The 14,267-nt window shown below is 64.4% G+C and carries 18 protein-coding genes; 9 read left to right on the top strand and 9 right to left on the bottom strand.

Annotation, left to right across the window (positions count from 1 at the left end):
- Positions 1–25 precede the first annotated feature (25 nt).
- Together ACVWY5_RS29825 and sseA are read left to right on the top strand one after the other, a co-directional pair.
- Positions 26–439, top strand: coding sequence for a rhodanese-like domain-containing protein (locus ACVWY5_RS29825; protein ID WP_016847778.1), 414 nt, complete (start codon positions 26–28; stop codon positions 437–439).
- A gap of 117 nt (positions 440–556) precedes the next feature.
- The gene (gene sseA / locus ACVWY5_RS29820; protein WP_028334813.1) at positions 557–1,414 is read left to right on the top strand and encodes a 3-mercaptopyruvate sulfurtransferase; all 858 of its coding nucleotides are present in this window, start codon (positions 557–559) and stop codon (positions 1,412–1,414) included.
- A gap of 17 nt (positions 1,415–1,431) precedes the next feature.
- On the opposite strand, the gene ACVWY5_RS29815 is transcribed toward sseA, so the two are convergent.
- Positions 1,432–2,271: a hypothetical protein gene (locus ACVWY5_RS29815; RefSeq protein WP_038377566.1), complete on the bottom strand. Its 840-nt coding sequence runs from the start codon at positions 2,269–2,271 to the stop codon at positions 1,432–1,434.
- A gap of 329 nt (positions 2,272–2,600) precedes the next feature.
- Between ACVWY5_RS29815 and ACVWY5_RS29810 the strand changes: the two genes are divergently transcribed.
- Both ACVWY5_RS29810 and ACVWY5_RS29805 read left to right on the top strand, forming a co-directional pair.
- Positions 2,601–3,845, top strand: coding sequence for a L,D-transpeptidase (locus ACVWY5_RS29810; RefSeq protein ID WP_028334814.1), 1,245 nt, complete (start codon positions 2,601–2,603; stop codon positions 3,843–3,845).
- Positions 3,846–3,947: 102 nt separating this feature from the next.
- A complete protein-coding gene (locus ACVWY5_RS29805) occupies positions 3,948–4,691 on the top strand; it encodes a DUF4336 domain-containing protein (protein ID WP_028334815.1) in 744 nt (247 codons plus the stop codon).
- Between the two features lie 18 nt (positions 4,692–4,709).
- Here ACVWY5_RS29805 and ACVWY5_RS29800 read toward each other — a convergent pair whose 3' ends face one another.
- Together ACVWY5_RS29800 and ACVWY5_RS29795 are read right to left on the bottom strand one after the other, a co-directional pair.
- Positions 4,710–5,672 (bottom strand): D-2-hydroxyacid dehydrogenase family protein, encoded by a 963-nt coding sequence (locus ACVWY5_RS29800; RefSeq protein ID WP_028334816.1) that lies wholly within the window; start codon positions 5,670–5,672, stop codon positions 4,710–4,712.
- Between the two features lie 117 nt (positions 5,673–5,789).
- The gene (locus ACVWY5_RS29795) at positions 5,790–6,041 is read right to left on the bottom strand and encodes a hypothetical protein (RefSeq protein ID WP_028334817.1); all 252 of its coding nucleotides are present in this window, start codon (positions 6,039–6,041) and stop codon (positions 5,790–5,792) included.
- Positions 6,042–6,314: 273 nt separating this feature from the next.
- Here ACVWY5_RS29795 and ettA point away from each other — a divergent pair, with 273 nt between their 5' ends.
- Both ettA and ACVWY5_RS29785 read left to right on the top strand, forming a co-directional pair.
- Entirely contained in the window at positions 6,315–7,964 is a 1,650-nt protein-coding gene (gene ettA / locus ACVWY5_RS29790) for an energy-dependent translational throttle protein EttA (protein WP_028334818.1), read from the top strand.
- Positions 7,965–8,130: 166 nt separating this feature from the next.
- A complete protein-coding gene (locus ACVWY5_RS29785) occupies positions 8,131–8,715 on the top strand; it encodes a TIGR00645 family protein (protein ID WP_028334819.1) in 585 nt (194 codons plus the stop codon).
- A gap of 20 nt (positions 8,716–8,735) precedes the next feature.
- Here ACVWY5_RS29785 and ACVWY5_RS29780 read toward each other — a convergent pair whose 3' ends face one another.
- Positions 8,736–9,116 carry a hypothetical protein gene (locus tag ACVWY5_RS29780; protein WP_283089785.1) on the bottom strand — a complete coding sequence of 127 codons (381 nt, stop codon included), beginning with the start codon at positions 9,114–9,116 and terminating at the stop codon, positions 8,736–8,738.
- Positions 9,038–9,481 (bottom strand): toll/interleukin-1 receptor domain-containing protein, encoded by a 444-nt coding sequence (locus ACVWY5_RS29775; RefSeq protein ID WP_028334821.1) that lies wholly within the window; start codon positions 9,479–9,481, stop codon positions 9,038–9,040. Before ACVWY5_RS29775 ends, ACVWY5_RS29780 begins: the two co-directional genes overlap by 79 nt.
- A gap of 83 nt (positions 9,482–9,564) precedes the next feature.
- On the opposite strand from ACVWY5_RS29775, the gene ACVWY5_RS29770 reads away from it, so the two are divergent.
- Complete coding sequence (locus ACVWY5_RS29770; RefSeq protein WP_028334822.1) at positions 9,565–10,791, top strand: lytic murein transglycosylase; 1,227 nt, start codon at positions 9,565–9,567, stop codon at positions 10,789–10,791.
- Between the two features lie 94 nt (positions 10,792–10,885).
- Here the strand turns inward: ACVWY5_RS29770 and ACVWY5_RS29765 are convergent, their stop codons facing one another.
- Positions 10,886–11,170, bottom strand: a complete 285-nt coding sequence (locus ACVWY5_RS29765) for a hypothetical protein (RefSeq protein WP_016843728.1) — start codon at positions 11,168–11,170, stop codon at positions 10,886–10,888.
- Positions 11,171–11,406: 236 nt separating this feature from the next.
- Positions 11,407–11,712: a hypothetical protein gene (locus ACVWY5_RS29760; RefSeq protein WP_016843729.1), complete on the bottom strand. Its 306-nt coding sequence runs from the start codon at positions 11,710–11,712 to the stop codon at positions 11,407–11,409.
- A gap of 391 nt (positions 11,713–12,103) precedes the next feature.
- Between ACVWY5_RS29760 and ACVWY5_RS29755 the strand changes: the two genes are divergently transcribed.
- A complete protein-coding gene (locus tag ACVWY5_RS29755) occupies positions 12,104–12,376 on the top strand; it encodes a (2Fe-2S)-binding protein (RefSeq protein ID WP_028334823.1) in 273 nt (90 codons plus the stop codon).
- 189 nt (positions 12,377–12,565) lie between these two features.
- A complete protein-coding gene (bfr, locus tag ACVWY5_RS29750; RefSeq protein WP_026193251.1) occupies positions 12,566–13,054 on the top strand; it encodes a bacterioferritin in 489 nt (162 codons plus the stop codon).
- A gap of 100 nt (positions 13,055–13,154) precedes the next feature.
- Here bfr and ACVWY5_RS29745 read toward each other — a convergent pair whose 3' ends face one another.
- Positions 13,155–13,562, bottom strand: a complete 408-nt coding sequence (locus ACVWY5_RS29745) for a hypothetical protein (protein ID WP_038377567.1) — start codon at positions 13,560–13,562, stop codon at positions 13,155–13,157.
- Positions 13,563–13,777: 215 nt separating this feature from the next.
- Positions 13,778–14,131: a hypothetical protein gene (locus tag ACVWY5_RS29740; protein WP_028334825.1), complete on the bottom strand. Its 354-nt coding sequence runs from the start codon at positions 14,129–14,131 to the stop codon at positions 13,778–13,780.
- Positions 14,132–14,267 lie beyond the last annotated feature (136 nt).

The raw sequence follows: 14,267 nt of genomic DNA, 5'->3' as shown, positions 1-14,267 counted from the left end.
AGCACAAAGACAAAGGGAGTAACCCATGCCACAGAACATCCACCGCGGCATCAAGGTGATGATCGACGAGGCCAATGCCGAGATCGAGACCATCAGCGCGGCCGACGCGATCACGCTGATCGGCAAGAACGACGTCGTCATCGTCGACATCCGCGATCCCCGCGAGATCGAGCGCGACGGCAAGATCCCCGGCGCGTTCTCCTGCACCCGCGGCATGCTCGAGTTCTGGATCGATCCGAACAGCCCCTATGCCAAGCCGATCTTCCAGGAAGACAAGAAGTTCATCTTCCACTGCGCCGGCGGCCTGCGCTCGGCACTCGCCGCCAAGACCGCGAAGGACATGGGCCTGAAGCCGGTCGCGCATATGGGCGGCGGCTTTGCCGCCTGGCGCGAGGCCGGCGGGCCGATCGAGGCATGGGAGCCGAAGAAAAAGGGCTGAACGCTCCATCCACCGTCATTCCGGGCGCGACGCAGTCGCGAGCCGGAATCCAGAGGTTGTCTTGCGAGATTCCGGGTTCTCGCTGCGCGAGCCCCGGAATGACGAAGGAAATGCCGAATGACGACGACCGACGATCCGCTCGTTTCGACCGAATGGCTGGCTGCGCATCTCGGCGATGCCAACGTCAAGGTGCTCGACGCGACCTTCAAGCTGCCCGGCGTGCTGCCGTTGCCGAAGGACGATTATCTTGCCGCGCATCTGCCGGGTGCTGTGTTCTTCGATGTCGACGCGGTGTCCGACCATGCCAATCCGCTGCCGCACATGTTTCCGAGCGCCGAGCAGTTCGGCCGCGACGTCGGCGGGCTCGGCATCAGCAATTCCGACACCGTCGTGATCTACGATTCCGGCGGCTGGGTTGCGGCGCCGCGCGCCTGGTGGATGTTCCTTTCCTATGGTCATCGCAACGTGCGCATTCTCAACGGCGGCCTGAAGAAGTGGCGCGCCGAGGGCAGGGCGGTCGAGAGCGGCGAGGTGAAGCCGAAGCCTGCGACCTTCAAGGCGAGCTACGATCCGAAGCGCGTGCGCAGCATCGAGCAGATGATCGCCAATGTCGAAAGCCGTGCCGAGCAGGTGATCGATGCGCGCGCCGCCGATCGCTTCGAGGGCCGCGCGCCGGAGCCGCGGCCGGGCATCCGCGCCGGCCACATCCCCGGCGCCCGCAACGTGCCCTACAACCAATTGTTCGATGCCGCGACCGGCGAGATGAAGCCGCTCGATGACCTGCGCAAGTCGTTCGCGGGTGCCGGCGTAAAGCTCGATGCGCCCATCGTCACGAGCTGCGGCTCCGGCGTCTCGGCCGGCGTGCTGACGCTGGCGCTCTACCGGCTCGGCGTCACCGAGAGCGCGCTCTATGACGGCTCGTGGTCGGAATGGGGGCAGGCGAGCGGCCCGCCGATCGCGACGGGACCGGCCTGACAGGTCATTCCTGCTTGCTAGCGCCGGGTGAGCGGCACCAGGGTCGGCTGGCCGAACGGATCGAGCTGCTGCTGAACGACCTGCCGAACCGGCTGCGCGCGGACGATCCGCCGCCGCTCCTTGCGATGTGCTGGCTTGCTGACCGCGCTGCGCACCGGCTTCTTCGCCTCAGCGGCCTTCGGCGCCACCGGCGCTTCGACAACAACTTCGGGCCCGCCCAGCGTTGCGATCCTGGTCGCGGCCGCCATCGCCTCGGGTGACGGCGGCGGGGCGGGCTCGGGCGCTGCCATCGCGGGTGCCGGCGGCGGAAGCGCTGGCTCGCTGGGGCCGGGCGGATCGGCGACGGCGGCGACCTTGTCCTCGGTGGCCCCCGGTGCGGCTTCGGCGGCAGCGGGCGTCGGCTCCGATGCCGGCGACGGATCTGCGGTCGGAATCTGCGCCGCGCTGTCGGCGGGCTGAGCTGGCGCGGGGGTCTCCGTGGCTTGGGCTTCCGGCTTCGGCGGGGCGGTCGGGACCGGATCATCCGCCGTCACGGCGGCGACCTTCTCCGGCTCGGCTGCAGGGCTGATTTCAGCGGGAGCAGCCGGTTGTTCGGACGCGGCCGGCTCGGACGGGGCTGCCGGAGTTTCGGTCGTCACCTTGTCGGCGGCGGGCGGGTCGACCCGGACCATGGCAAGCACTGGCGGGGTCTCGGGCTGCTGCGCGAATTGCAGCTCGGGCGGCGGCGCCCGGCGGGCCGGAATGCTTGCGAACTCTTCATGCGCCGCGCGAAACAGCGCGGCTGCCCCTAACCCGAACACCAGAAGCGAGGTCGCCAGCACGATCGCGGCGAACAGAAAACGAAGGCCGGGGAGCATGGGCGCGGGTTCCCCCTTCTGCGGGAGGGTCTTCGATGTCGAGGGAACGCGGTGACCACACAAGAAAGCCGGCGTCGCGAGCGCGAATCAGGCCAATTCGAAGATATCGCAACGTCCCGGCACTGTTTGTTACAAAATGCGGGTGATTGATGACTTTGGCCATCTGGACGGACTTTGCCGACCCGTGAGACATCTTTGCCGCAGCGTTGACGCGAAATCACAAAAGGCCCGGAATAGCCCGGGTTTCGCGGATTTGTCTTGAATGCGCCGCTATCTTCCTGCATTGGGCCGTTAACAGTCCGGTGTGGCTTGGGGACTATAACAGAGCAATGATGATCAACCGCATTCTGACGATTTGCGCTGCCGCGGCTCTCGGCGTGGCAGGAACCTCGCTTGCGCATGCGCAGCAGGGTTATCCGGCGCCCCAGGGCACCGCCTATTCGACGGCGCCCCAGCCCTACCCCCAGGGCAGCATGCCGGATTTCGACGCTCTCAATGACGATGACGGGCAGGATTCGGCTGCACTGCCGCCGCCCGGTCCGGTGCTGTCGCCGAACGATCCGCGCTATGGCCGTCCGGCGAATGCGCCCACCTATTCCGATCGTGGCGCGCCGACCGGCCCCGTGATGTCGCCGGACGATCCGCGCTATGGCCGTCCGATAAATGGTCCTCCGGTCTATTCCGACCGTGGCGCGCCGACTGGCCCGGTGATGTCGCCCGATGATCCCCGCTATGGCCGGCCGATGGGGCCGCCGCCGGTGATCTACGGCGATCGTCCGGGTGCGCAACAAGCTAACCGCGACAATGGCGTTCCGGCCGCCGGTGTTTCCTACGGCGACGACCGCGGCGGCATGCGTCCGCCCGAGGGCGTTACCGGAGCCGTGCCGCAGCAGCAGGCGCCGGTCGATGCCAACGGCAAGCCGGTGCAGATCGCGGCGCTGCCGCCGGACGAGCAGCCCGAAGACGCCCCGGCGCAACTGCCGCCGAATCTGCGCCGCCAGGAAGTGTCGTTCGCGACCAAGGAGCCGGCAGGCACGATCGTCGTCGATACGTCGAACACCTACCTCTATTACATCCTGGGCAACGGCCGGGCGATCCGTTACGGCGTCCGTGTCGGCCGCGACGGCTTCACCTGGACCGGCGTGCAGAAGATCACCCGCAAGGCCGAGTGGCCGGATTGGCATCCGCCGACCGAGATGATCGAGCGTCAGCCCTATCTGCCGCGCTTCATGGCCGGCGGACCGGGTAACCCGCTCGGCGCCCGCGCGATGTATCTCGGCTCGACCGTGTATCGTATTCACGGCACCAACCAGCCGTCGACCATCGGCAAGTTCGTCTCGTCGGGCTGTATCGGCATGCTGAATGAAGACGTCTCCGACCTGTTCGAACGCGCCAAGGTCGGCACCCGCGTGGTTGTGCTGCCCGGTGGTCCGCCGCCGGGAACGGCGACGGCTTCTGCCGCGCCCCCGAACCCGATGGCTCCCGCGTCGGCTCAGGCTCAGGCGGCGGCGCCGCTGCCCGGCACGCAGCCGACCACGGTGCAGCCGCTGCCCGCACCGGTGACGGTGCGCTAGGCTAACCGGCAAGTTTCATCGTTGAAAAAGGCGCGCGAACAGCGCGCCTTTTTTGTTGCAGCAAGCCGCGCATCTCGACGTTGCCGCCCGGGAGGCAATGCGATGCAGGACGTCTGCGAGACCTATCCGCCGCTGAGTGCGCCAAAGCCTGTCGCCGATGACGTATGGATGATCGATGGTCCGATCATCCGGTTCGGCCCGCGCTGGTTCAAGATGCCGTTTCCAACGCGCGCGACAATCGTTCGTCTGCCGGGTGGGCGTCTGTTCATTCACTCGCCAACACCATTGCTGGCGGAACTCAAGGCCGCAGTCGTTAAGCTGGGCGTACCGTGCTGGATCATCGGTCCGAATCGTCTGCACTATTGGTGGATTCCGGAATGGCATGCTGCCTATCCCGACGCGCGCATCTTCCTTGCGCCCGGGATCAAGCAACAGGCGGGCAGTGGGCTGACCTTCGAAGGCGAGCCACTGGAACGATCATCCGGTTATCCCTGGGATGAGTGGATCGCGACGCTGCCGGTGGCAGGCAGCTACATGACGGAGGTCGTGTTCTTCCATCTGCCGTCGCGGACATTGCTGCTGACGGACCTGATCGAGAATTTTGAGGCCGGGCGAGTTCGCTCGCCGTTGATGCGGTTCCTGATCTGGCTCGGGGGCGTGCGCGATCCTGACGGCAGCACGCCAACGGATCTGCGCTCGACCTTCCTGCAGGACAGGGACGCGATGAAGGCCGCGGTCGCCCGCATGATCGAATGGGATCCGGAGCGGATTATCCTCGCCCACGGGCGCTGGTATGACCGGGACGGCCGCGCCGAGCTCGAACGCGCGTTCCGTTGGCTCGGCTAGCCGCAGTGAATGCTGCTGTCAGGCCAGGCGCCGCGGCGGCTCGTTGCCCTTGGTGAAGGCATCGATGCACTCGACCATCTGCTGATAATGCGCCTGCAGGCTCTCGCGCGTCGCATAGCCGAGATGCGGCGTGATCACGACGTTGTCGAGCTTGCGCAGCGGGTGATCCGACGGCAGCGGCTCGACCGAGAACACGTCGATGCCGGCGCCGGCGATCGTCCTGTCGCGCAGCGCCGCGAACAGGGCGTCCTCATCGACGATCGGCCCGCGTGCGGTGTTGACGAGATAGGCCGACGGCTTCATGCGGGCGAGATCGGCGGCGCCGACCAGTCCGCGCGAGCGCGCGCTCAGCACGACATGGATGGTGATGATGTCTGATGTCGCGAACAGCTCGTCCTTGCTGGCATAGCCGACGCCGGCCTCCTTGCACTTCTCCGGCGTCAGATTGGGACTCCAGGCGATGACGTTCATGCCGAACACCTTGGCCATGCCGGCGACCTTGCTGCCGAGCTTGCCGAGGCCGATGATGCCGAGCGTCTTGCCCTCGATCTCGGCACCGGCAAAGGTCTGCCAGGCCTCGCCGGCGTGCATGCGCGCATTCTCGCGGCCGATGCCGCGGGTCAGTTCCAGGATCAGGCCCATGGTGAGCGGCGCGGTGGGATCGCGGTTATATTGGGTGCCGCACAACACCACCTTGCGGTCCTTGGCGGCCTCCATGTCGATCGCCGCGTTGCGCATGCCTGACGTGATCACGAGCTGCAGCTTGCGCAGCGCGTCGAGCAGGCTCTTCGGGAACGCCGTGCGCTCGCGCATCGCGCAGATGATCTCGAAATCCTTCAGCTTCGTTGCCGCTTCCGCCTCGCTCGCGAACGGCTTGTCGAACACGGTGACGTCGACCCGGTCCTTGACCTTCGGCCAGTCGGCCACCGAAAGCGCGATGTCAAAATAGTCGTCGAGGATTGCACAGCGGAGCCGCGTCATCGGGGAGGTCCATTCAGGGTGAGGACGACGGCGGGAGATCAACCGTCGGGATACCCGTCATGGTCGCGCGCAATCGGCAGGCGCGCAAGCGGCCGCGGTTTCAAAAAGCGGCGATTGTCACACGCGCGGCGACGGCTTCTGCGTCTTCGTGGCGCGGATATCGGCGAGCATCGAGCGGACTGCCGGCGACAGCGCCATCTGCTTGGCGCGGCAGGCTGGACCGGGGCCGCGCATATAGTGCAGTTCCGGCCGGTAGGGATTGAAAGCCCTGGCGACGAAGGCGCGCCAAAATGCGCTGAATTCGGCGAACAGCGTCGCCTCGGCTTTGGTCGCCGGGCGCGAAAGGGGTGCTGAAATGATGGTAGCCATGACGTGGCCTCAACTGTTTTGGCCGCGGTTCTGCCGCGAAAATCGCCGTTTTTCGGCGTTGAGAACGAGTTTTGGCCTGATTTATTAAAAGATGGTTTCAATTGTCGTGATTCGGCGCACACATGGCGTCGAACCCGTAATCACCCGTGGTGAAGCCGCGAAACGTGGTGAACGGACGGAAAACAGAGGTCCCGCGGTTGCGCTTTCGGGGGCCGGCCGTTACATCGGCGGCAGCAAAATTTCCACAAATCGGATCAATTCCAGGGACAGCGGATGGCTCGCCAGTTCATCTATTTCATGCAGGGTCTGACCAAGGCGTACCCGACCCGCAAGGTGCTCGATAACATCCATCTGAGCTTCTACCCGGACGCCAAGATCGGCGTGCTCGGCGTCAATGGCTCGGGCAAGTCGACCCTGCTCAAGATCATGGCCGGTCTCGACAAGGAGTATAACGGCGAGGCTTGGGTCGCCGAGGGCGCTCGCGTCGGCTATCTCGAGCAGGAGCCGCAGCTCGATCCCAAGCTCTCGGTGCGCGAAAACGTCATGCAGGGCGTCGCCAAGCAGAAGGCGATCCTCGACCGCTACAACGAGCTCGCGGTCAACTATTCGGACGAGACCGCCGACGAGATGACCAAGCTGCAGGACGAGATCGAGGCCCAGGGCCTGTGGGATCTCGACAGCAAGGTCGACCAGGCGATGGACGCGCTGCGCTGCCCGCCCGACGATGCCGATGTCACCAAACTGTCCGGCGGCGAACGCCGCCGCGTGGCGCTGTGCCGCCTGCTGCTCGACCAGCCGGAATTGCTGCTGCTCGACGAGCCGACCAACCACCTCGACGCCGAGTCGGTGTCGTGGCTGGAAGGCCATCTGCGCAACTATCCCGGCGCGATCCTGATCGTCACCCACGACCGTTACTTCCTCGACAACGTCACGGGCTGGATCCTCGAGCTCGACCGCGGCCGCGGCATCCCCTACGAGGGCAATTACTCGTCCTGGCTGGTGCAGAAGCAGAAGCGACTCGACCAGGAAGGCCGCGAGGACGCCGCGCATCAGAAGACGCTGGCCCGCGAGCAGGAATGGGTGGCGTCCTCGCCGAAGGCGCGCCAGGCCAAGTCGAAGGCGCGCTACCAGCGCTATGAGGAGCTGCTCAAGAAGGCGAGCGAGAAGCAGACCCAGACCGCGCAGATCATCATTCCGGTCGCCGAGCGGCTCGGCGCCAACGTCGTCGACTTCGAAGGTCTCAGCAAGGGATTTGGCGATCGCCTGCTGATCGACGATCTCACCTTCAAGCTGCCGCCCGGCGGCATCGTCGGCGTGATCGGTGCCAACGGCGCCGGCAAGACCACGCTGTTCAAGATGATCACCGAGCAGGAGACGCCGGACAAGGGCACCATCACGGTCGGCGAGACCGTGCATCTCGGCTATGTCGACCAATCGCGCGACGCACTCGAGGGCAACAAGACGGTGTGGGAGGAAATCTCCGGCGGCAACGAGCTGATCCTGCTCGGCAAGAAGGAAGTCAATTCGCGCGGCTACTGCTCGGCGTTCAACTTCAAGGGCGCCGACCAGCAGAAGAAGGTCGGTGCGCTGTCGGGCGGTGAGCGCAACCGCGTGCATCTCGCCAAGATGCTGAAGTCGGGCGCCAACGTGCTGCTGCTCGACGAACCGACCAACGACCTCGACGTCGACACGCTGCGCGCGCTGGAAGAGGCGCTGGAGGATTTCGCCGGTTGCGCCGTCATCATCAGCCATGACCGCTGGTTCCTCGACCGCATCGCGACCCACATCCTGGCCTTCGAGGGCGACAGCCATGTCGAGTGGTTCGAGGGCAACTTCCAGGATTACGAAAAGGACAAGATGCGCCGGCTCGGCCAGGACAGCATCATTCCGCATCGCGTGAAGTACAAGAAGCTGACGCGCTGATTGGTTCAAGCGGTCGAGCGCGGCCATCGTGCCGCGTTCGACCGTTGCTCGTTGGCAGGATCGTGACGGCACCGCGGCGCAATCTGCGGCCAGTTGTCGCTTTTCAAGCGCGCGGGATTGCGTAGATAGAGCGCTCCGCAATTTTTAATCCTGCGAGCACTCCAACATGTCCGCTGTTTCAGATGCGCGCACCCCCCTGAAGGGCCGGTCGCTGCGTCCCGTTCCGATGCTGATCTTCGGATCGCGCTGGCTGCAATTGCCGCTCTATGTCGGCCTGATCATCGCCCAAGGCGTCTATGTCGTGCTGTTCCTTAAGGAACTATGGCACCTGTTCGCCCATTCCTTCGATTTCAGCGAGCAGCAGATCATGCTGGCCGTCCTCGGCCTGATCGACGTCGTCATGATCTCGAACCTGTTGGTGATGGTGATCGTCGGCGGCTACGAAACTTTCGTCTCGCGCCTCAATCTGCAGGGCCATCCGGACGAACCGGAATGGCTCAGCCACGTCAATGCCAGCGTGCTGAAGATCAAGCTGGCGATGGCGATCATCGGCATCTCCTCGATCCATTTGCTGCGCACCTTCATCGAGGCCGGTGCACTGTCGTCAGGCAAGGGCAACTACACCGAGACCGGCGTGATGTGGCAGACCATCATCCACTGCGTCTTCATCCTGTCGGCGATCGGCATCGCCATCGTCGACAAGCTGTCGAACGACTCGATCGAAGGCGCCAAGCAACAGGTTGGGCATTAGGGATGAACGGCGGCGCGGCGTCACCGCGCCGCGCGCGAGCCAAACAATGCCGGCGCGGATCTGCCGAGCCATTCGGGGATTTGCGCCGCGCCGCGCGGAAATCCGCGGGCCATCGCGAGGACGAACGCGGTCTGCCAGACGCCGAACAGCACCAGCCAGCCCGGCAAGGTCGGCAGCCTGGCGATCGCGCCGTAAACCGTTCCGGCTGCGATGGCCGCGATCCAGGTCACGACGACGCTGTCGATCCGCCTGAACGCGGGGTTGGTCAGGAGCACGCCGAGAATGGTGATGGCTCCGCCGACGGCGCCGCCGATGCCGCCGATCAAAAATCCCATGCAGGGATTGTTGCCGAGCGCCTCGGTGGTCTGGGCCGGGTTCGCGGCATTGCCCTCGATCGGCACGGCTCTCGCATACTGGCCGGGCGAGGCTCGAGGATCGTGACCGCCTTGAGATAGGTCGGAACCTGGTCGAGCGGGGTCGGCGCCATCATCACCGGCAGCATGCGATTGCTGGGGTTCGGCCATTTGTTCCGGGCAAAGGCGAGCTCGCTCAGCGTGTAGCGTCCCCTGGTCACCGATTCCGGACTGATCAGGAACACCATAAAATCGCTGCTTTCGATGGCTTTTTCGACGCGCGCATCGAAGCTGTCGCCCGGCGGAAGATCGTCGTGCGAAAAGAAAACGTCATGGTCGCAATTGCGCAGGGACTGGGCGATGCTGTCAGCCTGCGATTCCAGTTCGGAGGGAAATGACAGAAATATGCGCACGGCAAAACTTACCGCCCAGAATTGAATTCTGACAATTGCCGAATCCGCGTTGCAATGCCCGTTTCCGCAGGGTGAGATCGATCATGAAATGGCCAGCCACCATCGTCGCATTCGCGCTGCTGCTGTGTGCGCCGCTGCCGGCATTCGCCGCCGATGCTGCGTTCACCCAGTTCATCGCCTCGCTGTGGCCGGAGGCCAAGGCCGCCGGCGTGTCGCGCGAGACCTTCGATCGCGAGACACGCTCGCTCGAGCCCGACTACAAGCTGCCCGACCTGATCCTGCCCGGACGTCCGAAGACCGGCGCACCGGCGCAGGCCGAGTTCGTGCAGGTGCCGGCCGACTACATCAAGGAAGCCTCGATCGCGCGGCTCGCCGCCGAAGGGCAGCGGCTGTTGCAGAAGTATCGCTCCTCGCTCGATGCGATCGAGAAGCGGTTCGGCGTCCCGGCCACCGTCGTGCTGGCGATCTGGGGCCGCGAGACCGATTACGGGCGCTATTCGCTGCCCTACGACACGCTGCGCGTGGTGGCGACGCAGGCCTATGTCGGCCGTCGCAAGGATCAGTACCGCACCGAGTTCATCCTGGCGCTGAAGATCCTCGGCGAGGGCGCGGTGACGCGCAAGGAGATGCGCTCCTCCTGGGCCGGTGCAACCGGCTACACCCAGTTCCTGCCGTCGGAATATTACAAGCATGGCGTCGATCTCGACGGCGACGGACGTGTCGACATCTGGCATTCGGTGCCGGACGCGCTCGCCTCCGCCGCGCAGCAGCTGGTCAACAAGGGCTGGCAGCCCGGCGTGCGCTGGGCCTATGAGGTGCAGGCGCCGGCCAATGCCGACTGCACGATGGGCGTGCCTGAAGTGACGAAGCCGATCAGCCAGTGGCTGCGCGCAGGCTTCGTGCCGGTGCGCGGACAGAAGCTCAGCGCCGCCGAGCAGGCGCAATCGGCGTCGCTGCTGCAGCCGGAAGGCAGCTACGGTCCCGCCTTCCTGACCACGCCGAACTACTTCGTGATCAAGGAATACAATTTCTCCGATCTCTACGTGCTGTTCGTCGGCCACCTCGCCGACCGCATGACGAGCCCGCAGCCATTCGCGACGCCATGGTCGGCATCGAAGCAGCTGCGCTCCGGCGACGTCGAGGCGATGCAGCAGCAGCTGACGAAGATCGGTCTCTACAAGGACAAGCTCGACGGCAAGGCCGGGATGCAGACCCGCGCCGCGCTTGGCGCCTATCAGAAGCAGGCCGGGCTGAAGGTCGATTGCTGGCCGAGCGAGACGGTGCTGCGCGCGATGCACGGGCAGCGCTGATCGGGCTGGCTCGCAAGACCGCCTGGTGGCGTAAAAGCAAAACCCGGCCGCGAGGCCGGGTTTTCGAGTGCGATGCTGAAAACGTGTCGGTCGATCAGTCGCAAACCTGGATGCGACGGAAGCGCCAGCCGTAGCCGTCCCAGAAGCGCTCACGAACCATGCGGCACGGGGCCTCTTCGACGTAAACCGGTGCCGGTGCGACATAGACCGGGGCGGGGCGAGCGCCTGCGATAGCGCCGCCCAGCAAGGCGCCGCCGATCAGGCCGCCGGCAACGCCGGCTGCGACGGCGCCGCCGTCACCAGCCTTGGCAGCCGGAGCAACGGCCAGCGAACCGGCAATCGTGGTAACGGCGACAAGGGCAGCTAAAGTCTTCTTCATGTCTTTGGCTCTCCTGGAAGGTGGTGGCGTCGTGGTTCGGCGCCGGGTTGAGGTGACTCGCACGCTGATCTCGAACTGCTGTCTTGCTAAACAGCGCAGAACAGTCAACCGAAAGTAAACGTCCGCAGGCTGATCGCGCAGAAAAGCGGTTTTTTCTGGCCATCTGCAGCAGATGTCCCGGAGAAACAGTCGGTTTTCCGGGACATTTGGTTCGATTTAATCGAGATGAACGGCGATCAATCGCAAACGCGGACGCTGCGAACACGCCAAGTGTAGCCGTCCCAGAACCGCTGGCGCTGCCAGAAGCAGTCGGGACCATAACCGGGCTCGGCGACATAGGCCGGACCGGGCGCATAGTAGCCGTAGCCGGGACCGTAGTAGCGGTTCTGCGATGCGATCGCGCCACCGACGATGGCGCCACCGATCAATCCCGCAGCGACGCCGGCGGCGACACCGCGTTGTGCCTGGGCGGGGGCGGGCACCGCCACAGTCGAAGCCGCCACAGCGGCAACGGCGCAAAGCGCCAGCAATGTCTTCTTCATGGCCTCACCTTTCTCGCGGCAGCAGGGACAGCGTGCATTGGCGATCTGTCTCACTGGAGGGTTCCATATTCACCTTGAATGATCAATGAACGACGCCGCCGCATTCGCGACCAAATGCTTGCAGCTTTTGCAATATCTTGCAACGCACGAGCCCGACAGCGCCGCGGCGAGGCGTGTGCTCATGGGGGCCGGCGGCGAAGGAAGCGGTTATTGGCCCGTCAGCCACCCGGCGGGTGTCGGATTCCTGACCTCCGACCGATTTAGACTCATTCCAATATGAATCCCGCATCAGTTTGGAATTGCTACAAAAACCGCTTTTTCCTTTTGCATCGCGCGGGAGCCGACAATATCCATATTGCCAAGCATCACCGTTGGACCCCGCCTTTCTCCGATGATTGTCTGTTCCTGTAACGTCCTCAGCGACCACGATGTCCGCAATGCCGTCAATGGCGGTGGGTCCGTGACACGAAATGCCAAGCAGGTGTACGGCTGTCTCGGCTGCAGTGCCGAATGCGGCCGCTGCGCGCGCACCATCAAGGCGATCATCGACGAGGCGCTCGGTCCCTGCGCCAAGGCCTGCTGCTCCGGCTGCCCCCACAGCAGCCATCCTCACGCCGCCAACGAGGACGCCGAGCCGGCCGAATTCGCGCTCGCGGCCTGCTAAAGCTTCTTATTTCGACGCATTTCCTGGCGCGAACCGGCTTCCGCTTCGCTGGAAGACGCTGCGCCAAATCCTTCGAATCCGGTTATCCACGCGCTGTTTCTGCGAAGGGTTGCTCTTGCCGGTAATCTCATTTAGAAACGTTCTAAGTTTAGCGTCGGCCAAGGTTGGCCGCGACAGGTGGAGTGGATCATGCAAGGCGACCCGAAGGTCATCGATTATCTGAACAAGGGGCTGCGCAGCGAACTGACCGCCATCAATCAGTACTGGCTGCACTACCGGATGCTCAACAATTGGGGCCTCCTGGAGATGGCCAAGGTCTGGCGCAAGGAGTCTATCGAGGAGATGGAGCACGCCGACAAATTCGTCGATCGCATCCTCTTCCTGGACGGCTTCCCGAATCTGCAGGTGCTCGATCCCCTGAAGATCGGCCAGGACGTCAAGGAGATCATCGAGTGTGACCTCGCCGCCGAGATCGGCGCCCGCACGCTCTACCAGGAGGCGGCGACCTACTGCCATGGCGTCAAGGACTATGTCAGCCGCGACCTGTTCGAGCAGCTGATGAAGGACGAGGAAGACCACATCGACTTCCTCGAGACCCAGCTCGACCTGATCAAGCGCATCGGCCTTGAGCTCTACACCCAGAAGCACGTCGGTCATCTGAAGGGCGAGGATTCCTGACCGGCTGTCAGCCAGCGCGCCGAGCGTCTGCCAAAATACGAGAGGCCGCCCTTGCGGGCGGCCTCTTTTGTTTTTGCGCTTCTGATTGGGGAGAAGCTTCTCAGTAGCACCGCGTGATGTTGACGGTGCGGTCGCCGCCGCGGCCGGGCACCGTGACGCTCTCGGTGGGGCAGCTCGACACATAGGGCCGATCCGACGGCACCACGGCCGGCGGATAGCGATGCGCCCAATCCCAGGGTACGTCCTGGGTGTAGGTGTAACGGACGTCGCTCGAGACCGGCGCCGGGACCTCGGCAGCGAAGGGAACGCTCGCCGCGCCATCATAATATCCGCCCGCGTCCGGCAACACGATGCCTGGCACCCGTACATGATGGCGGAAGGCTGGATGATGCGAGGAGAACGTGCCGCGCGCTGCGGATCCGGATCTCGCATAGGTTTCGGTCGGGTAAGCAAGCAGCAGCGCTGCAACGCCAAGGGAAACGCCAAGGGAAACGCCAAGGGACGCCATCAGCGCCCCAGTTGTTCGATACGCCAACCTTCGAAAGCTCATGGCACGCACCAACTCGCGGTTACGAAGCATTTCTGCAGACGCTAGGCCGCGCCTCACGGCGCCCGCAAACTCATCCTTAATTATTGGTTAAAAAGTAAGGTTAACAGAGAGTAACTGTTTCAAATTGGCGCGATCTCGCACGCGGGGCTTCCCGCGCAGGCGACGGGCGCCGTTCAGACAGCATCCGCCGGAACGAAGCAGCTGATGATGATGTGGCCGCGGTGGTGCACGTACCACACCACGGCCTCGCCGACCGGGTTGCCGCGATCGCGGATCACGGCGCGCTCCGGCACCATCATCCACTCGCCCTCGATCGGCACCCAATAACTGCCGCCCCGAATGTCGTAGCTGGTGCGATGGCCGTCGGAGATGTCGCAGCACGGCACGCCATTCGGCGCGATTACGCTCTTGAACCAGGCGCGGATGTCGGGCGGCACGTTATCGTATTGGCCGTTGTCGAACGCCAGTGCAGCGCCCGCCATCATGGCGAGCCACGCAAGCACCGCAACATGCGTAAGCCGTCGCATTGCCTTCCTCCGGCGAAGACTTCTACGTGACCGCGCATAGCGTCGCGCGAATCCGGCGTTTGCGCGATTAGGCACGAACCGCGCGCGGGATGCATGCTCAAAGAATCAGCGAATCCGCGTGTCTTGCTTGATGCAG

This window comes from Bradyrhizobium sp. USDA 3256, from assembly GCF_054058275.1.
Note: the sequence above shows the minus strand (reverse complement) of the source record. Positions and strands in the feature narration are given on the sequence as shown.